The 22,302-nt window shown below is 60.7% G+C and carries 24 protein-coding genes; 15 read left to right on the top strand and 9 right to left on the bottom strand.

What is annotated here, in order from left to right:
• The first annotated feature begins 58 nt into the window (after window positions 1–58).
• Window positions 59–877 carry an ABC transporter ATP-binding protein gene (locus OLZ32_RS16105; protein ID WP_264421800.1) on the top strand — a complete coding sequence of 273 codons (819 nt, stop codon included), beginning with the start codon at window positions 59–61 and terminating at the stop codon, window positions 875–877.
• Between the two features lie 11 nt (window positions 878–888).
• Entirely contained in the window at window positions 889–1,770 is an 882-nt protein-coding gene (locus tag OLZ32_RS16100; RefSeq protein WP_264421798.1) for an ABC transporter permease, read from the top strand.
• Between the two features lie 70 nt (window positions 1,771–1,840).
• Here the strand turns inward: OLZ32_RS16100 and OLZ32_RS16095 are convergent, their stop codons facing one another.
• The 4 genes from OLZ32_RS16095 to OLZ32_RS16080 all read right to left on the bottom strand — a co-directional run bounded on the left by OLZ32_RS16095 (window position 1,841) and on the right by OLZ32_RS16080 (window position 6,796).
• Window positions 1,841–3,241 (bottom strand): sensor histidine kinase, encoded by a 1,401-nt coding sequence (locus OLZ32_RS16095; RefSeq protein WP_264421796.1) that lies wholly within the window; start codon window positions 3,239–3,241, stop codon window positions 1,841–1,843.
• A complete protein-coding gene (locus OLZ32_RS16090; protein ID WP_003549868.1) occupies window positions 3,231–3,899 on the bottom strand; it encodes a response regulator in 669 nt (222 codons plus the stop codon). Before OLZ32_RS16090 ends, OLZ32_RS16095 begins: the two co-directional genes overlap by 11 nt.
• A 116-nt stretch (window positions 3,900–4,015) precedes the next feature.
• Window positions 4,016–4,876: a hypothetical protein gene (locus tag OLZ32_RS16085; RefSeq protein WP_003549865.1), complete on the bottom strand. Its 861-nt coding sequence runs from the start codon at window positions 4,874–4,876 to the stop codon at window positions 4,016–4,018.
• A gap of 123 nt (window positions 4,877–4,999) precedes the next feature.
• Window positions 5,000–6,796 carry a heparinase II/III domain-containing protein gene (locus OLZ32_RS16080; RefSeq protein ID WP_017991454.1) on the bottom strand — a complete coding sequence of 599 codons (1,797 nt, stop codon included), beginning with the start codon at window positions 6,794–6,796 and terminating at the stop codon, window positions 5,000–5,002.
• Between the two features lie 131 nt (window positions 6,797–6,927).
• On the opposite strand from OLZ32_RS16080, the gene OLZ32_RS16075 reads away from it, so the two are divergent.
• The 7 genes from OLZ32_RS16075 (at window position 6,928) to OLZ32_RS16045 (ending at window position 15,038) form a co-directional block, all read left to right on the top strand.
• Complete coding sequence (locus OLZ32_RS16075; protein ID WP_017991455.1) at window positions 6,928–7,914, top strand: carbohydrate ABC transporter permease; 987 nt, start codon at window positions 6,928–6,930, stop codon at window positions 7,912–7,914.
• On the top strand, window positions 7,911–8,747 hold the full coding sequence (locus OLZ32_RS16070; protein ID WP_003562853.1) for a carbohydrate ABC transporter permease: 837 nt from the start codon (window positions 7,911–7,913) through the stop codon (window positions 8,745–8,747). The genes OLZ32_RS16075 and OLZ32_RS16070 overlap by 4 nt, the downstream gene beginning before the upstream one ends.
• A gap of 4 nt (window positions 8,748–8,751) precedes the next feature.
• Entirely contained in the window at window positions 8,752–9,924 is a 1,173-nt protein-coding gene (locus OLZ32_RS16065) for a glycoside hydrolase family 88 protein (RefSeq protein ID WP_017991456.1), read from the top strand.
• Between the two features lie 15 nt (window positions 9,925–9,939).
• On the top strand, window positions 9,940–11,049 hold the full coding sequence (locus OLZ32_RS16060; protein ID WP_017991457.1) for an ABC transporter ATP-binding protein: 1,110 nt from the start codon (window positions 9,940–9,942) through the stop codon (window positions 11,047–11,049).
• 20 nt (window positions 11,050–11,069) lie between these two features.
• A complete protein-coding gene (locus tag OLZ32_RS16055) occupies window positions 11,070–11,795 on the top strand; it encodes a YesL family protein (protein WP_017991458.1) in 726 nt (241 codons plus the stop codon).
• A gap of 40 nt (window positions 11,796–11,835) precedes the next feature.
• The gene (locus OLZ32_RS16050) at window positions 11,836–13,110 is read left to right on the top strand and encodes an ABC transporter substrate-binding protein (RefSeq protein WP_003549851.1); all 1,275 of its coding nucleotides are present in this window, start codon (window positions 11,836–11,838) and stop codon (window positions 13,108–13,110) included.
• Between the two features lie 77 nt (window positions 13,111–13,187).
• Window positions 13,188–15,038 carry a DUF2264 domain-containing protein gene (locus OLZ32_RS16045; protein ID WP_017991460.1) on the top strand — a complete coding sequence of 617 codons (1,851 nt, stop codon included), beginning with the start codon at window positions 13,188–13,190 and terminating at the stop codon, window positions 15,036–15,038.
• 46 nt (window positions 15,039–15,084) lie between these two features.
• Here the strand turns inward: OLZ32_RS16045 and OLZ32_RS16040 are convergent, their stop codons facing one another.
• Complete coding sequence (locus OLZ32_RS16040) at window positions 15,085–15,591, bottom strand: HIT family protein (RefSeq protein WP_017991461.1); 507 nt, start codon at window positions 15,589–15,591, stop codon at window positions 15,085–15,087.
• 208 nt (window positions 15,592–15,799) lie between these two features.
• Between OLZ32_RS16040 and OLZ32_RS16035 the strand changes: the two genes are divergently transcribed.
• The 4 genes from OLZ32_RS16035 to OLZ32_RS16020 all read left to right on the top strand — a co-directional run bounded on the left by OLZ32_RS16035 (window position 15,800) and on the right by OLZ32_RS16020 (window position 18,078).
• A complete protein-coding gene (locus OLZ32_RS16035) occupies window positions 15,800–16,627 on the top strand; it encodes a hypothetical protein (protein ID WP_264421790.1) in 828 nt (275 codons plus the stop codon).
• Window positions 16,624–17,268 (top strand): RES family NAD+ phosphorylase, encoded by a 645-nt coding sequence (locus tag OLZ32_RS16030; RefSeq protein WP_264421788.1) that lies wholly within the window; start codon window positions 16,624–16,626, stop codon window positions 17,266–17,268. Before OLZ32_RS16035 ends, OLZ32_RS16030 begins: the two co-directional genes overlap by 4 nt.
• Before the next feature lie 232 nt (window positions 17,269–17,500).
• A complete protein-coding gene (locus OLZ32_RS16025) occupies window positions 17,501–17,764 on the top strand; it encodes a hypothetical protein (protein WP_003549844.1) in 264 nt (87 codons plus the stop codon).
• A gap of 44 nt (window positions 17,765–17,808) precedes the next feature.
• Window positions 17,809–18,078: a cyclase gene (locus OLZ32_RS16020; RefSeq protein ID WP_264397220.1), complete on the top strand. Its 270-nt coding sequence runs from the start codon at window positions 17,809–17,811 to the stop codon at window positions 18,076–18,078.
• 118 nt (window positions 18,079–18,196) lie between these two features.
• Here OLZ32_RS16020 and OLZ32_RS16015 read toward each other — a convergent pair whose 3' ends face one another.
• The 4 genes from OLZ32_RS16015 to OLZ32_RS16000 all read right to left on the bottom strand — a co-directional run bounded on the left by OLZ32_RS16015 (window position 18,197) and on the right by OLZ32_RS16000 (window position 19,764).
• A complete protein-coding gene (locus OLZ32_RS16015) occupies window positions 18,197–18,616 on the bottom strand; it encodes a metal-dependent phosphohydrolase (protein WP_264397276.1) in 420 nt (139 codons plus the stop codon).
• A gap of 5 nt (window positions 18,617–18,621) precedes the next feature.
• The gene (locus tag OLZ32_RS16010; protein ID WP_017991464.1) at window positions 18,622–18,948 is read right to left on the bottom strand and encodes a DUF2934 domain-containing protein; all 327 of its coding nucleotides are present in this window, start codon (window positions 18,946–18,948) and stop codon (window positions 18,622–18,624) included.
• Window positions 18,949–19,001: 53 nt separating this feature from the next.
• On the bottom strand, window positions 19,002–19,364 hold the full coding sequence (locus OLZ32_RS16005; protein ID WP_264397219.1) for a hypothetical protein: 363 nt from the start codon (window positions 19,362–19,364) through the stop codon (window positions 19,002–19,004).
• A gap of 109 nt (window positions 19,365–19,473) precedes the next feature.
• Window positions 19,474–19,764, bottom strand: a complete 291-nt coding sequence (locus OLZ32_RS16000; protein WP_003549836.1) for a hypothetical protein — start codon at window positions 19,762–19,764, stop codon at window positions 19,474–19,476.
• Between the two features lie 462 nt (window positions 19,765–20,226).
• Here OLZ32_RS16000 and OLZ32_RS15995 point away from each other — a divergent pair, with 462 nt between their 5' ends.
• Together OLZ32_RS15995 and groL are read left to right on the top strand one after the other, a co-directional pair.
• Window positions 20,227–20,541: a co-chaperone GroES gene (locus OLZ32_RS15995; RefSeq protein ID WP_264421786.1), complete on the top strand. Its 315-nt coding sequence runs from the start codon at window positions 20,227–20,229 to the stop codon at window positions 20,539–20,541.
• 106 nt (window positions 20,542–20,647) lie between these two features.
• Window positions 20,648–22,276, top strand: coding sequence for a chaperonin GroEL (groL, locus tag OLZ32_RS15990; RefSeq protein WP_264421784.1), 1,629 nt, complete (start codon window positions 20,648–20,650; stop codon window positions 22,274–22,276).
• The last annotated feature ends 26 nt before the right edge of the window (window positions 22,277–22,302 follow it).

Raw genomic sequence — 22,302 nt, 5'->3', positions numbered from 1 at the left:
TCCCGATCGATCCATGGGCATTGCGTGCACGCGCCCAAAGCACGCCTCAGGCATCATCATGCAAAATAACAAGAACCAGATCCCGGCGATCGAGCTGATCAACGTCAGCCGCCGCTTCGTCTCGCCGACCGGCAAGTCCCTTACGGCCTTGCGCGATTTCAACATGACGGTTGCCCGCGGAGAGTTCGTCGCGGTCGTCGGCCCCACCGGATGCGGCAAATCGACGACGCTCAATCTTGTGACGGGTCTCGCACGCCCCAGTGCCGGTGAAGTCCGGTTGATGGGCGGTCCGATCACCGGCATTGACCCGCGTGTCGGCTTCGCGTTCCAGACCGACGCACTCTTTCCCTGGAAGAACGTCATCGACAACGTCATGGTCGGCCCGCTGTTTCGGGGCAAGTCGCGCACTGAAGCGGAAAAGAGCGCACGCGACTGGCTGGCCCGCGTCGGCCTTTCGAAGTTTGTGCATCATTATCCCCACCAACTTTCTGGCGGCATGCGCAAGCGCGTCTCCCTGGCACAGACCTTCATCAACGAGCCGGAAATCCTGCTGATGGACGAGCCGTTTTCGGCTCTTGACGTGCAGACCCGCACCGTCATGCACGAAGAGCTCTTGAAGCTGTGGGCGGAGCGCAAGGCCTCGGTGGTGTTCGTGACCCACGACCTCGAAGAGGCTGTCGCGCTCGCCGACAAGGTCTATGTCCTGACCGCCGGCCCCGCGACGGTAAAGTCGGTCTACACGATCGATCTCCCCCGTCCGCGCGTCGTGTCGGAAATCCGCTACGAGCAGAGCTTCATCGACTATTGCAAGACGATCTGGGAGGACCTCCGCGAGGAAGTCGAGACCAGCTACCGCCGCGCGAGCGAAGCGGCCTGAGGGAGGATATCATGGCACACACCACTCTTGAGGCCGGTTCGGCCACCATGTTTCGGCCGGGCACGTCGGACACGGAAATCGAGGCATCGGCGCTGAAGGCGATGCGCCGGCGCAAGACGCTGGTACGCTTCTGCCAGATCGCCATCCTCGTCTTCGTGATCGGCATGTGGGAGCTCTCCTCCAACATGCAGTGGATCGATCCGTTCTTCTATTCGAGCCCGAGCGGCGTCGTTCAGCGTCTCTACGAATGGGCAACAGAAGGCACTACGGAGGGGTCGCTCTGGTATAATCTATGGGTGACGATGGAGGAGGCCTTGATCGGCTTCTTCGCGGGTTCGATCACCGGCGTCTTCGTCGGCATCGGTCTTGGCCGCAACCGCTTCCTGTCGGACATCTTCTCCGTCTATATCAAGGCGATCAACTCGATACCGCGCGTCGTTCTCGCCCCAATCTTCATCATGATCATGGGTCTCGGCCTGCCTTCCAAGGTTGCGCTCGCCTTCATCATGGTGTTCTTCGTCGTCTTTGCAAACGCCTTCCAGGGTGTGCGCGAGGCCGACCGCAACATGATCGCCAATGCCCGCATTCTTGGCGCCTCGGACTGGCGGGTCACCCGCACGGTGGTCATTCCCTCGGCGATGAGCTGGATCTTCGCCAGTCTGCACGTGTCCTTTGGTTTCGCGATCATCGGCGCAATCGTCGGCGAATTCGTCGGCGCCCGCTTTGGCATCGGTCAGCTCATCTCGATCGCCAAGGGTACCTTCGATGCCGCCGGCATGTTCGCCGCAATCCTCCTCGTCATGGTCGTCACGCTTTTTGCCGAATACATCATGACATTGATCGAGAACCGCCTGGCGAAATGGCGTCCGCAGCAGCACCTCGATACCCAGTGATCCAATCGACCTCCTCCCAAAGAAGGCCGGGCGCCCATGCCCGGCCTTCCTTCATTCGATGCACTTGGGTCTAAGCGAGCGGCAGCCGCACCGTCACGACGAGCCCACCGCCTTCCGCATCATCGAGCGAGACTGAACCTCCGGCGCCTTCGACAACCTCCCGAACGATCGCAAGCCCCAGACCGCTCCCCTCGGCTTCGGTCCCGATGATCCGGTAGAATCGTTCGAAAACCTGCTCGCGCTCGCCGCTCGGAATTCCCGGCCCGTTATCCTCGACGGTTACCACGGCGTTGCCGTGCGCCTGCCCAACGGCGACGGTCACCCGTCCATTCGGGCGGGTATAGCGGATCGCATTGTCTATGAGGTTGACCAACATCTCGCGCAGCATCGTCGCGTCGCCGTCGACAATGACCGGGCGGACGGCTTCCAGGCCGACGTCGATGTTGCGCTTAAGCGCCTCTTCGGCAAGCGCTTCCAGGATCTCGCGGGCGGCCTTCGTAAGGTCGGCCGCATCGTTGCGCGGGCGCCGGCTTCCGGGCTCGGCCCGCGACAAAGTCAGAAGCTGGCTGGCGAGACGCGAAATCTGCTTCGTGCTGGTGCGAAGGGCGACAAGCGCCTCGTCGCGGCGAGCCGCATCGGCTTCGCGGGCCGCCACGCTCGCCTGGGTCGAAATCAGCGCCAGTGGGGTTCGCAGTTGATGCGCAGCATTCGATACGAACCGTCGCTGCGCGGCCATCTGGTTCTGGACGCGCTCCATGTAGTCGTTCAGGGCGTGAACGAGAGGCTGCAGCTCGCTCTGCACCATCTCCGGCGGCAGCGGATCGAGACGGTTGCGCCCGCGCTGGCGCAGGGCGTCCCGCAGTCTCAGAGCAGGCGCCAAGCCCCGCTGAAGCCCGAGGATGGTCACCAGGCTTGCGACGAAGACGAGCACGAACTGCTTCGAAAAATCTGAGAGCCACAGCTGCCTTCGCATCGCATACTGGCTGTTATGCGTAACGGCGACGGTGACGGAGATCGTGCCGTCATCGGGAAGGCCGACGACAGGATGGTCGAGCATCAGGACGCGCACATCGGCGCCATGGAACGCACGATCCTCGCCTGCCTGCTGGACGGCCGGCAACGGCAGGTCGGGAAGACCACTCACCAGGCTGCCCCATACGGTGATGACCTGGTAAAATACCCGGTCGCCGAAGCCCGTATCGAACATCTCCAGCGCAGCAGGCGGCACGTCCACCTGAACATTGCCGCCCTCGTCGACGCGGACGGCTTCGGCAATGACACGCGCCGATGCCAGAAGTGTTCGATCCGTCACCAGCTTTGCTGTGGCGTCAGCCGTCCAGAAGCTGTCGTAAAGATTGAAGCCGATCGCCCCGAACAGGGTCAGCAGCACCCAGCAGAGCAACTGCACCCTCAGGCTCCGGCTGAGCCGCGCGACCGTCGCGCCCATCTTGGTGACGAGGCTACTGGACATGTCTGAGGAGGTAGCCGAGCCCGCGCAATGTGGCAATTTGAACCGAACTGCTCTCGAGTTTCTTTCGCAGCCGGTGGACGTAGATCTCGATGGCGCTCGGATCCGCCTCGTCGTCGAAACCGAACACGCTTTCAGAAAGGGCGGCTTTCGAGACTGTGTTGCCAAGCTTCATGACGAGCTGTTCAAGAACGGCATATTCGCGCGGCGTCAGTTGCAGCAGCTCGCCTGCGACAAAAAACTGCCGCGCCCCGCCGGAGAAACGCAGGTTGCCGACAGTGATTTCGGATGATGCCCGGTCCTGGCCGCGGCGGACCACTGCGCGAATCCTCGCTTCGAGCTCGGCGATTTCGAAGGGTTTGGCGAGATAGTCGTCGGCACCGCTGTCAAGCCCTGCAACACGGCCGTCCAGGCTCGCATTCGCGGTCAAGATGATGACCGGCAGCTTGTTTCCGGACTGCCGCAATCGCTTCAACAGCGTCAACCCGTCAAGCTTGGGCAGCGCCAGGTCGAGGATCATTGCCGAATACTCCGCCACCTTGAGCATATGCTCCGCGTCCTCGCCGTCATGGGCAATGTCGATAGCGTATTGCGCCTGTCGCAGGGCTTTACCCAGCCAGGCCGCCAGATCCTTGTTGTCCTCCACCACAAGCAGTCGCATCCGACCTCCTTAGCATGGGCAGGCGGTCCGGCGGAAGCGCGGCACGGTTTCCTCAGCTGATGCTTGGCCTCAGTTCCCGACCGAAGCAGAAAGAGATGCTATCACCTGCGATCGCCCTAAGCGTCGTCGACGAGCGCCCCCATCGGCGCTTCCGGAATGGTCTTCGACCGCAACCGCGACGTCCCGGTCTCCGGCGCCTCGGTTCCCCAGATTTCGATCTGGGTTAGCGCCGGATAGGGCGAGGCGTCCTCGGCCTTGATCAGACCGTGCAGTTCCACCCATTCCACGATGCAGGGCTCTATGGGAAAGCCCTGGGCGACGCCCGATTTCACCAGCGGAAAGCAGGAGGTCTTGCCGTTCGAAAAGGTGATGCTGGCCTCTTCCCACCAGGAATCATGCGGGAAGTCGGCCCGGAGATAGAAAACGATCTCGTCGATCCTGACCGGCCTGCCGAATTCCACCGTCAGCGCTGCTTGCGGATCGCGATTGATGCCCCAGCTCGTATAGGGCCAGAAGCCGTGATCATCGTTGGCCTTTTCGCCGTCGATCGCGTTGCGCGCGGCAAACACCGCTTCGCCGCGGGTCTCGACATTGGCGCGCGCATGCGGAAACAGAGCCCGATTGGCGTGATCGTCCCAGGGGTTCAGGGCGAGATTGCGCCGATGAATGATCTCGTCCGGCCGCGTGCTTCGCGCTGAAAGCCGGTGGATATCGCCCCTGAAGGCATTTGGCGAATAGGGTTTGTGCTTATCGCCGAAGGGCACGGCGAGCGAATAGGCGCATTCCTTCATATAGACCAGGCCGGGTTGGATCGCGCCATCAAGGGAGAGGAAGACATGCCCGGGCTCGGAGACCTCCACGACCACGCGATCGCCTTCGCGATAGCTCTGGCGATAGACCAGGAACGTCTCGTCCCGGCCTGTGGAACTCGCCAGCACCGCCCCATCGGCATCCACGATCTTCAGCGTCACTTCCATGCTCGCCCTCCCCAGAGCATGATGCCGAAAAGTGTGAGCGTTTTTCGGGCGACATCATGCTCTAACTCTTTAATTTAGAACAGGATTCAGACTTTAGGCCGACCCGGCCTAAATCATCCTGTTCTAGACGATCTGCAATCTCAGCAGCCTGCCGGCAAACGGCAGGCGCAGCCGGTAGATTTTCTCGGGCCAGGCCGATCTCAGCCGGGCGTCCTCCACGACGATTTCGTCGATTTCGATCTCGCCGGCGCCGTCGACAAAAATGCTGCCGAGGTCGGCCAGGTCGATCCTGTCCGGGCTGACGGTCGGCGCCAGGCATGTCATCAGCGACAGGACCGCCGGCTTGCCGCCGTCATAGGTGTCGACGATCTCGACATGGCGGCCGCGCAGCAGGGAAACGACGCGGCGGTAGCTGTGCAGTTGCGCTTCGGGGGGATAGGCGCCTGATATATCGAGCGATATGCGCGCGCGCTCCTCGCCAAACTCGACCTCGACGTCGCGCGCGCCGAATGTTTCGCCGGCCGACTGCATGACGCCTTCGAATGTCGGCAGGTTGTGGAACGCCGACTGCATCGTCCATATCTCGTAGCGCCGCGCCGAAAAGGTTTTTGCCGTATAGGTCTCGACGCCGACATCGATCAGGAACGGACGGCCGTTCTTGTAAAGCGTCACGCTTCCGACATCGTTGTGATTGTGGCCCTCGCCGTTGTTGCCGCCCTTGACGGCAAGTGAAAACTGGCCGTCGCGGGCGATGAACAGGCCGATGCCGGGATAGAAGATATCGCGCCGGGATGCAGGATGCGGCGGAGCGGCAGCGGAAGGCGTCGGGCCGACCAGCAGTTCCTGCACGCGATACCAGAGGTTCCATTCCCCGGGCAGGTGCGGATTGCCGGACGTGGCCCTGTCGGCTGCCGCGAACTCAGCCAGCATCTCAGAGCCGACAGCCTGTCCGAACAGGTATTCGCGCGCGCTGCAGGGTTCGACCACCGCGGAAGAATCCGCGAAGTTGAAATAGTAGCGGCCGGCCACATGCATATGGGCAATATATTCGGCCATGTTGCGGATCTTCGGCTGCTGCCAAAATCGGCCGAACAGGCCCGGCGCCACCCCATCCAGGATGGTCAAAGCCCCATGCAAGCAGAGCGCGGCGTGGCGGTAATAGAGCACGCCCTCCTCGCAGGCGCCGTCCTCGGCATAGTCCTTCAGGAAGGCGTCGAGGCTGCCGAGCGCCTTTTTGACGACGGCGTGGCGCGTGAGCTGATCTGTCTTCAGGGAGAAGACCGTCAACAGGACGTTCTGGCTTATCCATGCCGTCCAGTTGTTCATCCGCTCCTCGCCGCGGCCCATCCACCAGAAATGCCGGCCGAGATAGGGCGAGAGGATGCGGATATCGATCTCGCGCTCTACGCGTGCCGTAATCTCGGGGCTGATGCCGTCGAGCTCGTCGCGAAGCAACGCGACGATGGTGGCAAGCAGGGCGGCCGTTTCGGCGGCGAAGAGATCGACGACCGGCTGCGAATTGTCGGGAAGCGGCAAGCGCGCGCCGCTTCGTTCATAGGCGTTATGCGCCGGAAGCTGCCAGCCGCTCTCCTCCGCGATCAGGAAGATGCCATCGACGATCTTCGGCAGGAACCGCGCCTTGCCTTCAATGAGTTCACCGAGCACCAGATTGTTCAGCATCCGCCGCCGCGTGAAATAAAGCTCCTCGAAGCGCGAGCGGTTGCCCGTTGCGGTGAACTCCTGGTAATCCGAGGCCGCAATCAGCGGCCAGGCGCGTGCAAGCGTCTCTTCGGCCTCCTGAATGACCAGATCCCGTACCGCTTGCGGCACAGTGCTCCATCGGGCGCGATCGGAGCAGACCGCCCTGGGCGTGAAATCGCCCAGCACATCCGGCAGCTCCCCTGAAATCTCGCTGAACATGTCTCTCCCCGTACCGGAAAAGCATCGATGGGTGTTTGGTCTGCATGCTCACCTATCATATGTATTTTTCGCTTTCCATAAAATTCGTATGATCTATTCAGAACTTGTTTGACCAATACCGGATATGTGCTATGTCGTTGCGGGAGGAAGAGGAGGCATCGGTGTCCCTATCGAATTCGGTCATCGCGACGGATGGTGCTCCGGCAATCCCAAGCCGAAAGGCCGCCGTCTTGTCCAAGCGCCAGCGCAGGATACGCAGCGCGCTCGTCGCCTATTCCTTCATTGCCCCGAATTTCATCGGCTTTGCCGTCTTCACGCTCGGCCCGATCCTGTTCGCCTTCGTGCTCGCCTTCATGCATTGGGACGGTTCGAATGCGATCACATTCGCCGGGCTGGATAATTTCTGGCGGCTCTTCGATGACAAGGCCTTTATCGCGGCGTTCTGGAACACAGTCATCTATACGGTCGCCTCCGTGCCGGCGACGCTCATCTGCGCGCTCGGCCTCGCCGTTCTCCTCAATCAGAAGATCGCGGGGCGCGACTTCTTCCGCACGGCGATGTTCTTCCCCTATGTCGCCTCGCTGGTGGCCGTCGCAGTCGTCTGGAACATGATCTTCAATCCCGAAATGGGACCGGTGAACATGATCCTCTACACGCTCGGCCTCGATCCCAAAAACATGCCGGGATGGGCAGCCGATCGCCATTGGGCGATGGTGACGGTGATCCTCTTCGGCATCTGGAAGAACATGGGCTATTACATGGTCATCTACCTGGCCGGCCTGCAGGGGATTAATTCAGAGCTCTATGAGGCCGCCGATCTCGATGGCGCCAATTCCTGGCAGAAGTTCATCCATGTCACCGTGCCGCAGCTCGGGCCGACGACCTTCTTTGTCACAGTGATGCTGACGATCCAGTCCTTCAAGGTGTTCGACCAGATCTACATGATCACCCAGGGCGGGCCCGGCACCTCGACGCTCGTCCTCGTCTACCACATCTACAACGAGGCCTTCATTTCCTGGGATCTCGGCTATTCGAGCATGGTTGCGCTGGTGCTGTTCTTCCTCGTGCTTGCGGTCACCGTCTTCCAGTTTCGGCGCCAAAGGGAGGATGGTGAATGAGGATCGCAGGACGCAAGGTGACCGTCAGATCGGTCGCGATCTACGCCATCGTCATCGCCGTCACGCTGATCATGCTGATGCCGTTTGCCTGGATGCTTTCGGCATCGCTGAAGCTCAGCCGCGACGTCTTCGCCTTCCCGATCGAGTGGATACCGTCCGAGCCGCAATGGCATAACTACGTCGATATCTGGACGAAGATCCCGCTTGCCCTGTTCATCTACAACACGTCGAAGCTGACGATCATCGTCACGCTGCTGCAGCTGTTGACCTCCAGCTTTGCCGCCTACGCCTTCGCCAAGCTGAATTTCCCCTACAAGAACACCCTGTTCCTCGGCTACATCGCCACCATCGCCATGCCCTGGCAGGTCTATATGGTGCCGCAATTCCTGCTGATGCGCGAATTCGGCCTCAACAACACCCATCTGGCGCTGATCTGCCTGCAGGCCTTCACCGCCTTCGGCGTCTTCCTGATGCGGCAGTTCTACATGTCGATCCCGACAGAACTCTGCGAGGCGGCCCGCATCGACGGCATGAACGAGTATCAGATCTGGGCGCGCATCATGCTGCCGCTGTCCAAGCCCGCGCTCTCGACACTGACGATCTTCACCTTCGTCACCACCTGGAACGATTTTCTCGGGCCGATGATCTATCTAACCAAGACCGAGCTGAAGACCGTCCAGATCGGCCTGCGCATGTTCATCTCGCAATATTCGGCCGAATACGGGCTCATCATGGCGGCCTCCGTCGTCGCCCTCATTCCGGTTCTCGTCGTCTTCCTCTCTCTCCAGCGCTTCTTCGTCGAGGGCATCGCCTCGACGGGACTGAAGGGTTAAATCCATGAACGCCGTATCATCCGTCGCCCCGCAGCCGATCACCGACCCGGAGGTCAAAGCCGCGCTCGATCTTGCCGTCGAGCAGATCAGGCGCAACCTCCCCCAGTTCACCCATGCCTCGCAGAACCATTCGAGCGTCGGAAATTTCTATCCCGCGGTGGCGAACGACCAATGGACCGCAGGTTTCTGGCCCGGCGAGCTGTGGCTCGCTTTCGAGCACAGCGGCGAGGCGGTTTTCCGCGATGCCGCTCAGATCCAGGTCCAGTCGTTCCTGCATCGGATCGTGAACCGCATCGAGACGGACCATCACGACATGGGCTTTCTCTATTCGCCCTCCTGCATTGCCGCCTGGAAGCTCGTCGGAGACGAGGATGGCCGCAGGGCCGCCATCCTGGCCGCCGACCAGTTGATCGAGCGTTTCCAGCCCATCGGCCAGTTCATCCAGGCCTGGGGCCGCAAGGGCGTGGCGGAAGAATACCGCTACATCATCGACTGCTTGCTGAACCTGCCGCTTCTCTACTGGGCGAGCCGCGAGACCGACGATCCGAAATACCGTGAGATCGCTCTCATTCACGCCCGCACCACGCTCGCCAACTCGGTTCGGCCGGACGATTCCACCTATCACACCTTCTATATGGACCCGGTCACCGGCGCGCCGGTGCGCGGCGCCACCAAACAGGGTTACAAAGACGATAGCGCGTGGGCGCGCGGACAGGCCTGGGCAATCGCGGGCATGGCGCTCTCCTATCGCTATGAGCGGCTCGAGGAATATCGCCAAACCTTCGACCGGCTGCTCGCCTTCTATCTCAACCGGCTGCCGGCGGACATGGTGCCTTATTGGGACCTCGTCTTTTCGGACGGCGACGGCGAGCCGCGCGACAGTTCGTCGGCATCGATCACCGCCTGCGGCCTTCTGGAAATGGCAGATCTCGTCGAACCGGAACCGGCTGCACGCTATCGCATGCTGGCGCGGCGCATGATGAAGAGCCTATCGGATCATTATGCGGTCAAGGATCCCACCGTCTCCAACGGCCTGGTGCTGCACGCCACCTATTCGAAGAAATCGCCGTTCAACACGTGCCGCGGCGAGGGTGTCGATGAATGCGTCTCCTGGGGAGATTATTATTACATGGAAGCTTTGACGCGCCTTTCGCGCAGTTGGTCTTCCTATTGGTGAATTCAGGAGAACTCGATGGCCAGCATTTCGCTTAAAGAGCTGAACAAGAGCTACGGTGCGCTCACTGTCGTCCACGACATCGACCTCGAGATCGCAGACAAGGAATTCATCATTCTGGTCGGCCCGTCGGGCTGCGGCAAATCGACGACGCTGCGGATGATCGCCGGCCTCGAGGAAATATCGGGAGGAGAGCTCAAGATCGGCGGCGACGTCATGAACGACGTTCCCTCCAAGGATCGGGATATCGCCATGGTGTTCCAGAACTATGCGCTCTATCCGCATATGACCGTCTACAAGAACATGGCTTTCGGCCTGCAGCTCAGGAAGGTGTCGCGCGACTTCATCGACGCGCAGGTGCAGGACGCCGCCAGAATCCTCGACATCTCTCATCTCCTCAACCGCAAGCCGAAGGCGCTTTCGGGCGGGCAGCGCCAGCGCGTCGCGCTCGGCCGCGCCATGGTGCGCAATCCGGCGGTCTTCCTACTCGACGAGCCGCTTTCCAATCTCGACGCCAAGCTGCGCGGCACGATGCGCTCGGAAATCACCAAGCTGCACAAGCGCCTCAACGCCACCTTCATCTACGTCACCCACGACCAGGTGGAAGCCATGACCATGGCGGACCGGATCGTGGTCATGAAGGACGGGCATATCCAGCAGGTGGATACGCCGCAGAACCTCTATGACCGTCCCGTCAACATGTTCGTCGCCGGTTTCATCGGCGCGCCGCAGATGAACATGCTGCCCTCGACCATTCTGCGCCGGGGCGACGGCTACGTCGCCGTCTTCGACGGCCGGGAACTGCCGCTGCCTGCCCATTTCGACAAAAGCAGGATCGCGCCCTACGAGGGCCGCGAACTGGTGCTCGGCATCCGTCCGGAGAATTTCCACGAATTGCCGCCGGCAGACATCGCACCTGAGAACCTGGCGCCTCTCAAGGCGGTCGTGGAACTTGCCGAACCCATGGGCTCGGAAGTGCACCTGAACATGGTGGCGGGCGGGCGCAATCTCATCGCCCGCGTCTCGCCGCGCTACCGGCCTGATATCGGCGAAGAGGCGACGCTGGTTGCCGATATGACCAATGCGCAGCTGTTCGACAAGGAAACGGAACGCTCGATTCTATACTGAGGCGCCTGCGGGAGACGGCTATGCAGTGGTTGCGGGACATGTGGACGAGGGAGGGGCCGGGCATTCCGAAGGATGCTCCGAAGAGGACCGGCCTTGCCCTGTTCGCCGAGATCCTCGTCCGCGAGTGGTGGGAGATGGTCAAGCTGAACATCCTCTTCATCCTGGCCGCCCTCTTCGTCGTCACGCTGCCGGCAGCGCTCGCCGCCATGGCCCGGGTCTCGGTGGCCCTCGTGGAAGACCGCAACACCTATCTGCTGAGGGACTTCACAGAAGCCTTTCTGCGCTACTTCTGGCGCGCCACCGCCTGGGGCCTGGCACTGGCGGGCGCTCTTGCCGTCTGCCTCTATGCGATCGCAACCTATGGCGCCGGCGCGCGGGACAATCTGTTGCTGAGCGCACCGCTGACGATCGCGCTCGTCGCCACCGCCTTCGTCGCGGTCCTCGCCTGCCATCTCTTCGTTTTGATGGTGATGCGCGATCTGCCGGCTCTCAGGCTGCTGCGCCTCGCCGCGCTCGCCTCCGTCATCCGTCCGCTCCCGGCGCTTGCCGCGCTCGCCTTTACCGCCAGCCTCTGGCTGGCGCACATCCTCTTCTATCCGGTTTCGGTGTTCATGCCCGCAACCTTCAATTTTTCACTCGGAATGTTCGCCGTCGCATTCGGCGTCCATCGGGCGGCGGTGACGGTTCTAGACCTGCCAAACGAAACACGGCCGCACCACGAACCGTATAGACGAGACGCTTCATAAAATAACTGATCCAGAGATGATCCAGGGAAGGAGAACGGGAATGTATTTGGATAAATTCGGGGGGACGGTGAAACTTGCCGTGGCGGGTTTCACCTTGGCGGCGATGACGGCCGGGGCAGCGCTTGCCCAGGACGCCGTGACGCTCAAATGGGCTTTGTGGGACTGGGACAAGACCGCCTATTACAAGCCGCTGATCGAGGCCTATCAGGCCAAGCACCCCAACGTGAAGTTCGAGCCGATGGATCTCGGCTCGCAGGACTATCAGCAGATGATCTCGACGCAGCTGACCGGCGGCTCCAAGGATATCGACATCGTCACCATCAAGGATGTGCCGGGCTACACCAATCTGGTGCGCGCCGGCAACATCGCCGATCTCAGCGGCTTCGTGAAGGATCAGAAAATCGACCCGGCTCCCTATGGCGGCCTGATCGAGGAACTGACCATCGACGGCAAGATCTATTCGCTGCCGTTCCGCTCCGACTTCTGGGTCGTCTATTACAACAAGGATATATTCGACAAGGCAGGCGTCCCCTACCCCACCAATGACATGACCTGGGCGCAGTTCGACGAGACCGCCGAGAAGCTTTCGGGCGGCATGGGCACCAACAAGACCTACGGCGCGCTTCTGCATACCTGGCGGTCGACCGTTCAACTGCCCGCCATCCTCGACGGAAAACACACACTGGTCGATGGCGACTACGGCTTCCTGAAGCCCTGGTACGAGAGGGCGCTCACCCTGCAGAAGGATGGCGCAATTCCCTCCTACGCCTTCCTGAAGACGTCGAACACACATTATTCGGCGCTCTTCTTCAACGGCACGATCGGCATGCTGCCGATGGGAACCTGGTTCGTCGGCACCCAGATCACCAAGGTGAAATCGGGTGAATCGAAGAGCAAGAACTGGGGCATCGTCAAGTTCCCGCATCCCGACGGCGTGGCAACCGGCACGACCGCTGCGCAGATCTCGGGCCTGGCAGTCAACGCCAATTCCGTTCACAAGGATGCCGCGCTCGATTTCATCAAGTTCGTCACCGGCCCTGAGGGCGCGGCAGTCATCGCCTCGACGGGCACCTTCCCTGCGCTCAAGACGGATGACGTCAGCGCCCAGATCTCGGCAACACCCGGCTTTCCTGAGGATGCAGCCAGCAAGGAGGCACTGAAGCCGTCGAAAACCTACCTGGAGATGGCGGTCAATCCGAACGCCGCCAAGATCGAGGTCGTGCTCAACCGTGCGCATGACGCGATCATGACCGACAGCACCTCCGTCGATGACGGGCTGAAGGAAATGACCGAAGGCGTGAAGGCCATCAAGTAGGCGTCCAGAAATGTCGACGGCCGCGGGCAATATCTGCCCGCGGCCGATCCTGTTTTTCATGAATTTCGAGCCTGACAATGATTTATGATCCCGCCCGGGCCAATCCGCTTTTCGGCAATCCCCTGAAGACACGCGACGACCTCGCCAAGGCCGTCATCGATCTGTTCGAGCCGCTGCTGCCGTATTTTTCCGAAGGCGGCGCCCGTGTGCGCCTCGGTGCAGCCGGCGCGATCTTCGATCGGGCGGCGGCGGATCTGGAGGGATTTGCGCGGCCGCTCTGGGGGATCGTTCCGCTCGTTGCCGGCGGCGGCGCGTTTCCGCATTGGGATCTCTATCTCCGCGGGCTGGCGAACGGCACCAATCCCGCTCATCCCGAATATTGGGGCGATCTTGCCGATCGCAATCAGCGGCTGGTCGAGCTCGCAGCTGTCGGCTTCGCCTTGGCTCTTGTTCCCGAGCACATCTGGGAACCGCTCGACGACAGCGAAAAGAAGACGGTCGCTGCCTATCTTCTCAGAGCACGCGAGCTGGAATTCATCGACAACAACTGGAAATTCTTCCGTGTGCTCATCGATCTCGGGCTGGAACGCGTGAGCGTGGCGTTCGATCACCGGAAAACCCTCGCCTATCTCGACGAAGCGGAGGCTTTCGACCTCGGGGAAGGCTGGTATCGCGACGGGCCGGTCCGGCGGGTCGATCATTACATTCCCTTCGCCATGCATTTCTACGGCCTGATCTATGCGGTGCTGGCCAAGGGCGACGAGGCGCGCAAGGATCGCTTCCGCGATCGCGCCGAGATCTTCGCCAGCGATATCCGCCACTGGTTCGGCCCCGATGGCGCAGCCCTTGCCTTCGGCCGCAGCCAGACCTACCGCTTCGCGGCAGGCGGTTTCTGGGGCGCGCTTGCCTTTGCCGGCGTCGAAGCGCTGCCCTGGGCAGAGATCAAAGGCTATTACATGCGCCATATCCGCTGGTGGTCGGCGATGCCGATTGCCGATCGCGACGGCGTTCTTTCGGTCGGCTACGGCTATCCGAACCTCTTCATGAGCGAAAGCTACAACTCTCCCGGTTCGCCCTATTGGGCGCTGAAATTCTTCCTGCCGCTGGCTCTTCCGGGGGATCATCCGTTCTGGGCGGCCGAGGAGGCACCGCAGCCGGAATTCCCGGAGCCGGTTGCGTTGAAACCGGCGGGAATGGTCGCCATGCACACGCCGGGAAACGTGGTCGTGCTCTCCTCAGGGCAGCAACACGACAAGATGCTCGGCGCAAACGAGAAATATTCGAAATTCGTCTATTCCACCCGCTACGCCTTCAACGTCGAAGCCGACGACCGGAATTTTTCGGCCGCAAGCTTCGACGGCATGCTCGGCCTCTCCGATGACGGCGTCCATTTCCGCATGCGGGAAACTCTCGAAGAGGCGTTGATCGCTGGCGACCTGCTCTATTCACGCTGGCGCCCCTGGAGCGATGTCATGGTCGAAACCTGGCTGCTTCCCGAAAGCCCATGGCACATCCGCATTCACCGCATCGCCACACCACGCGCCCTGATGACCATCGAGGGCGGCTTTGCGATCGAACGCGCGGATTTCAATGCCGACCGCTCCGATGTAGGCGATGGCCGGGCCGTCTGGTACGGACAGACCGACGTCAGCGCGATCGTCGATCTATCGCCCAATCGGAGGGCCGGTCATGCGATGAGCCCGATACCGAACACAAATCTCATCCACGCCAAGACCCTGCTGCCGCAGCTGCGCGGTGAAATCGGCCCCGGAACCACCGTGCTCGTGACCGCCGCGATGGCCCTGCCCAGTCGCGAGAATTGGGCAAAAGCGCTCGACAACCCGCCCGCCTGCCCCCGGCTCGACGAGGTGGAGCGGCTCTTTCGTGAGAACGGCCTACGGGTGCCGGCATTCGCCCTCGGGACGTAGCTTGGAGCACTGGCTTCCGGGTTTCGACCGCGGGCCAGGCGGTTGACTATCGTGCGGTCAGCTCGCAACGGTATGCTTCGGCAATGCGCTGCGCCAGCTGTGCCATTAGATCGTCGGGTATCTGCAGAACCCCGTGCTCCGCCATCAGCGCGTGGTATTGCTGCTTTTCAAGCGGCACACCTGAGGGCAAGGGAACGACATGAAAATGCAGGTGGCTATTGGCTTGCTGGCTGCCGAGCGAAAGCACATAGATTCGCTCGGCGTCGAACAGGCTTTTGAGGGCGCGCGACAAGACGTGCACCTTCTGCTGTAGTCGAAGATATTCATCCGTCGACATGTCCCGCGCCAGCTCCTCACGGTGCTCCTTCGGACAGACGAGGCAATAGCCGGGTAGAGTGGGATATTTGCTCAGGAAGATGATCGTCTCGTGGTCTTCAAAAATGCGATGATGGAAGAAGGCAGGGTCATTCCTGACCAAGCCGCAGATAAAGCATGGCCTTGTTCCGATGTCGCGCCCATAGGCCTTGAGATCAAATGGTTGGCGTTCGATCATTCTAAACCTCTGTCGTCTCACGCGCCGAGGCGTATCCGATCGTCAATTGGTGCGACAACCGATATTGGGAAGTCAAATCGATCCTGCCATCAAATCTGTTCACGGGCGCATATGCGAGGTTATGGTCATCCTGACACTCGCCATTGCAATCGACTTTGCATGACTTAAGTGATATTGAGATATTCATCACCAATCTCACGTGGCCGAAATGACCGAAGCTCTCTTTTCCGAATTTCTCATGATTGACCGGTCGTCCGCCAACGAGGGACGAACCGTGCCATTGGCTGGCCGCCGGCGCAAAGGCGTTGCCCCAGAACGGACCTCGGATGAAAACGCTCTGCGTGATGCGTTCGCGGATGCCTTCCTGCAGACCTTGACGAAGTTCGCCGTCGATCGATCTGCTTTTCCTGAGAACGCGGACCCCGAACTCGCCAAGCTCGCCAGGGCGATGGCAAATGTCGCGGTCGGGGATTCCGTGGTAATCCGCTTGAAACCCGATCTCCCGGAAGGACATCGCAGATCCGTCAAGACCTTCTTCCAGACGATGGTCCGCGTCAGCGGCTCGCTGGAGGAGAGCCGGCTGGAAGACGCGATCAACAAACTCGCGGATGTTATCCTACCTGATGAGCTTGGCGAGGCGCGCGGCGCGCTCGCAGCGGACAATCTGGAGCTCCGGGACCGCTTCATCGCTGAGGTTCCACAGCTCACCAGCGCGGAGGTCGGAAACCGCGCGGGGTCAAGCGCGAGAAACCTCTACGCGACGGCGGCGCGCTGGAAGAAAGCCGGCGATATTTTTTCAGTACATCATCGCGGCACCGAATATTTTCCGGCGTTTCAGCTTCGGGACGGACGGCCGCATCCTGCGATCAAGAAGGCGCTTGCGGCCCTTCCGGAGAACCTGTCTCCATGGCAGCGCGCATTCTGGTTCGTCTCGACGAACGGCTGGCTGAACGACAAGGCGCCCATGGACGTGCTTGACGATATCGACACGGTGACGGCTGCCGCGGCCCGCGAGCGGCAAGAGGTCGCTGGGTGAGCCAACCTCCTCTGCCAGTCCCGCCGTCGCCTTTTCCAACGATCAACATCCGGACGATCAAGGCAGGTACGGCGCTTCATCGAAGCCATCTGTCCTCATTCCGGGCAGGTCAATTCAATCCCTGCAAGGGACAGCCGACCCGCTTCGCACCGTTCAACGACGCGCACGGCAATTGTGTCGCGACGCTCTATGCGGCAACGAGCAGAGAGGCGGCCGCCTTCGAGTCGATCTTTCACGACATCGAACCGGCCGCCGCTTTCAAGACCGTCCGGCTTGCCGTCGTCGAAGCGCGGACGGTGAGCGTCATCGCGCCAAAGCGTGATCTACGGCTGGCAAGCCTTTTCGCACCCGATTTGAAAGCCTGGAAACTCAATCGAACGGATCTCATCGAAACGCCGAAGTCGACATATGGCGAGACCATCCTGTGGGCCGAAGCCATTCATCGGGCGCGCGCCGACGTCGACGGGTTGATCTGGACGTCCCGCCAGTGCGACCCCGAACAATGCATCATCCTCTTCGAGGATCGCATGGCAGAGGACCGGCTCGACGTCGTTCAATCCATTGACGCCGGTGCGGATGCTGGTCTCCTTCTCGAGCTGCGGGACTATGGGCGCCGTGCGGGCATCACGATCATATCTTAGCGCCAATGACGCTCGCTGACTCCGGAACCGGCACCAAAGCTATTCTCAAAAAACAATGCGCGCTCAACGCCGCCGTCGCATAATATTTTCGAATTACTCAATAATTATATTTACACCATCAACTAATGAATAAGAAAAACCCACTCTTCGCAACATTGCTGTAATGAAATCCGGCAAAGCGCAGCAGCATACTCAGCTTTCAGTTTTTCCGAAACCTTGAGAGGAGGACGCAATGCCTACCATAATGATCTACCACGACGTCAAAGACACGAAACACTGGCTCGCTTCACCCATCCGCAAACAGGTATTGGAACCCAACGGCGTCACGAACATTCGCACGTTTACAGATCCTCAAAACTCCAACCGCGTCGGCTTGGTCATGGACGTTGCAGACATGGAAAAGTTGATGGCCTTCATGCAGACCAAGGCAGCGGCCGATGCGATGGCGAGTGACGGCGTCTTGCCCGAGACGATGACGTTCCTCGTTCAATCGTAACACACATCTTAACGAGTCTTGGAAATGCAACGCGGGAGGATGACATGACGACATTATTCGTGCGGCACGAGGTCTCCGACTACGCCGCCTGGCGCAAGATATATGATACCTTTTCGCCGGTGCAGAAGGCCAATGGGGTGACGGCGCAGGCCGTTTATCGCGCCGTCGACAATCCGAACGATATTACCGTCACCCACGAGTTTGCCACGCTTGAAGCGGCGCAAGCATTCAGCAAGCTGGACGAGTTGAAGACGGCTATGCGCACGGGAGGCGTGCTCGGCGCGCCGACGGTGTGGTTTACCAACAAAGCATAAGGCCAACGACCTCCGCCGCTGCAAGCGGAGGCCAGGTTGCGGTCGCGCCTGGCACATGACATGGAAGCCGAGGAGTGCGCCCTGCGCGCGATTGCCGACCTTGGTGGCAGCCGCGCTCCTATTGTCCGTTCCTGATGTCGCGCAGAAGATCCAGGCCGCGCTGGTATTTTTCCGTTTGCTTGCCGGCTTGTTCGGCCTGCCGAAGATTGTCTTCGAGGTCGGCCCGTTTGACGGGCAAGGCCAGCGGGTGTGATGCCGCACGTCCGACGAAGTCGTCATCCGGCTCGTCCGGCCGCCGTGTCAGAGCATTCACCGCGGAGATGATCACCGGCGGAAAACCTTCTTCCCTGAGCCTGTCGAGCGTCCAGCCGCTGCCCTTCTCGACCACATCATGAAGGTAGGCGACCGTTCGTGTCTCTTCGCCGGAAACGAGAAGGGCTACCCGCTGGCAGTGCTCGAAAAACGGCCGGCCGGTCTTGTCCGCCTGGCCTTCATGGGCCGTAAGAGCGATCTGGATGGCATGATCGAGATGCTGCATGGCGATCAAGGCCCTTCGGTCTTCCTGATCTTCCGCCGGGAAGGCTTTTCGCCCGTCGTCATCTCGATGTCAGGCACGACAGCCCTGGCGGCCTGAACAGGCCTCGCTCGTGGCCGATCGAAATCGCCGCTCTCACCGGCGCCTTGAAGCAGTGCCGCATCATCCCTGTCGTCTTCATCGAGCAGGTCCTGCAGCGTCTCATGCTCATCCTCGCCGGCCAGTTCGTCGCAGGCTTGCAGCCAATGGCGCTGGTCGGCACCATCCGGGCGGCCCTCGGCCTCCCAGATTTCGTAGGCGCGCTGGCGTATCTGCTCGTGCTTGTCTATAGCCATGATCTGCTCCGCGCATTGGAACGAGCTGTCCGAAGAGCGGCTCGGCCGCCCTTTCAGGGCGTGTTGATGGTTGGAAGAAAATCCTCCACCTGTTTGCGTTGATCCTTTGGAAGCGTCTCCACCCGTTCCTTCCAGAACCGTTCGGCCTCCGGCGGATCCTCATCCCATTGGCGAACGTCGATGAAGTTGTCGTCGATCATGGACCGGCGGTGGCCGCCGAGGCTGAGATATTCCTTTGCAAGCTTCAGGCTTGGGGTTTCGGTTTCGGTGCCGCTATCACGATCTAATGCCGAGCTGGCGTTGCGTCGGGCAGTTTCCAATGCCCTTCTGCGATCGGTCTCGGCCCGTTCTGTATCGGCGGACCGCGCGTCGTCGGTGCCGCTCTCGGGCGGCACGCTGGATTTGAAAGTCGTCATGGATCACCTTTCGATGTTGTGATCCAATAACCTTCGCAAACAGTGAGAGTTCCGCGTGGCTGGCGATTGATTCGAGCGGGGGATCGAGGCGGGGCCACGCATCCGGCGATCAATGGACGGCCATACTCACCATTCGATAGGGGTGTACGGCCTCGAATTGCGAGATCATCGCCGTCGCCTGCTGAAATATGAGCTCGGCATTTTCCGGATCATCGCGGGCGAGTTCATCGGCGTTGACGCGGATCGCTTCGGCCATGTTGTTGGAAAGTGCGGCAAACTGCGTGTTGCCTTCGACATAGGCCTCACGCGCCGTGTCCTCCAGCGTACGAGCGATATCGACGAGGATTTCCTCGCGTTCCTCGATACTGAGGTCTTTGATGATATTGGTCTTCTCTTCCATGTCACTCACTCCAAAAAGACGTGGGACGATGACCGAGCTTAGGCAAGCCTCGATCATCAAAGAGTTGGGAATGCCGAAATCCGGATTCAAGCCTCAATCCTGCTCGAACTCACCTCCGGCACCACGCCGTCGCCTTCGTTATTCGAACGCGGGAGGCAATTTTCTGTTCCCTATCAGGCGTTGGCACTCACGGGCAGGGAGTGCCAATTTTTCTTCCGTCCCCTCTTGAATTGCAAAACCATCGAACCAAATCATTCTCGCAAGGCTCGCGCGCCAGCCTGCGCACCCGCCCGAATTGGTCATCCGGTCCGGCTAGAACAGGATGATTTTAGGCCGGGTCGACCTAAAATCATCCTGTTCTACATTATATACTGAGAGCATGATGTCGTCCGAAAACCGATAACACTTATCGGCATCATGCTCTTTGGACAACGTCATCACTGTTTGTCGATGGAGGAAGACATGTCGTTCCGACCGCTTCATGACCGCGTTCTCGTCCGCCGGCTCGATTCAGAGGAAAGGACCAAGGGCGGCATCATCATTCCCGACACTGCCAAGGAGAAGCCGCAGGAAGGCGAAGTGATCGCCGTTGGCCCCGGCGCGCGCAACGATGCCGGCCAGATCCAGGCGCTCGACGTCAAGCCAGGCGATCGCATCCTGTTCGGCAAGTGGTCCGGCACCGAGATCAAGATCAATGGCGAAGACCTGCTGATCATGAAGGAAAGCGACGTGATGGGGATCATCGAAACCCAGGGCGAAAAGAAGCAGGCCGCCTGAGATCCCTGCGGACATCCGCCATGCTGGAGCGCTTCAGCTTTCATGACAGAAAACCGCTACGCACTTTTCCTGGAATTGCTCTGGCTGCCTATAAAGGAGTGAGGACATGGCTGCTAAAGAAATCAAATTCAGCACCGAAGCCCGTGAGAAGATGCTGCGTGGCGTCGACATACTGGCCAACGCCGTGAAGGCGACCCTCGGCCCGAAAGGCCGCAACGTCGTGATCGAAAGGTCTTTCGGCGCGCCGCGCATCACCAAGGACGGCGTTTCGGTCGCCAAGGAAATCGAACTCGAAGACAAGTTCGAAAACATGGGCGCCCAGATGGTCCGCGAAGTTGCTTCGAAGACCAGCGACGTCGCCGGCGACGGCACCACGACGGCAACCGTTCTTGCCCAGGCAATCGTCAAGGAGGGCGCCAAGGCCGTCACGTCGGGCATGAACCCGATGGACCTGAAACGCGGCATCGATCTTGCGGTCGGCGCCATCGTTGCGGAACTGAAGGCCAACGCCCGCAAGATCTCCAACAATTCCGAAATCGCCCAGGTCGGCACAATCTCCGCCAATGGCGATGCCGAAATCGGCCACTTTTTGGCGGAAGCCATGGAAAAGGTTGGCAATGATGGCGTGATCACCGTCGAAGAAGCCAAGACCGCCGAGACCGAGCTCGAAGTCGTCGAAGGCATGCAGTTCGACCGCGGCTATCTCAGCCCCTACTTCGTGACCAACCCGGAAAAGATGATCGCCGACCTCGAAGACGTCTTCATTCTCCTTCACGAGAAGAAGCTCTCGAACCTGCAGTCGATGCTCCCGGTTCTCGAAGCCGTCGTCCAATCCAGCAAACCGCTCCTCATCATCGCTGAAGACGTCGAAGGCGAAGCCCTGGCAACGCTCGTCGTCAACAAGCTGCGCGGCGGCCTGAAGATTGCTGCCGTCAAGGCTCCCGGCTTCGGCGACCGCCGCAAGGCCATGCTCGAAGACATCGCCATCCTGACCGCCGGCACCGTCATCTCCGAAGATCTCGGCATCAAGCTCGAATCCGTCACGCTCGACATGCTCGGCCGAGCCAAGAAGGTCTCGATCGAGAAGGAAAACACCACGATCGTCGATGGGGCAGGCGCCAAGTCCGACATCGAAGGCCGTGTTGCCCAGATCAAGGCGCAGATCGAAGAAACCACCTCCGACTACGACCGCGAGAAGCTGCAGGAACGTCTTGCCAAGCTCGCTGGCGGCGTTGCCGTCATCCGCGTCGGCGGCTCGACGGAAGTCGAAGTGAAGGAAAAGAAGGACCGCGTCGACGACGCGCTTCATGCAACCCGCGCGGCGGTCGAGGAAGGCATTCTGCCGGGCGGCGGCGTGGCGCTGCTGCGCGCCGTCAAGGCGCTCGACAATGTCAAGACCGCCAATGGCGACCAGCGCGTCGGCGTCGACATCGTTCGCCGCGCGGTCGAGGCGCCGGCTCGCCAGATCGCCGAAAACGCCGGAGCGGAAGGCTCGGTCATTGTCGGCAAGCTGCGCGAGAAAAGCGAGTTCTCCTACGGCTGGAACGCTCAGACGGGCGAATATGGCGACCTCTATGCGCAGGGCGTCATCGATCCGGCCAAGGTGGTTCGCACCGCGCTGCAGGATGCGGCCTCCATCGCCGGTCTTCTCGTCACGACGGAAGCCATGATCGCCGAGAAACCCAAGAAGGACGCGCCGCCGCCAATGCCGGCCGGCCCCGGCATGGACTTCTAAAACAGCTGCCGGTCCGCCCCTATTCC

Source organism: Rhizobium acaciae (genome assembly GCF_025941625.1).
In the GTDB taxonomy this organism is placed as follows: domain Bacteria; phylum Pseudomonadota; class Alphaproteobacteria; order Rhizobiales; family Rhizobiaceae; genus Rhizobium; species Rhizobium acaciae.
Note: the sequence above shows the minus strand (reverse complement) of the source record. Positions and strands in the feature narration are given on the sequence as shown.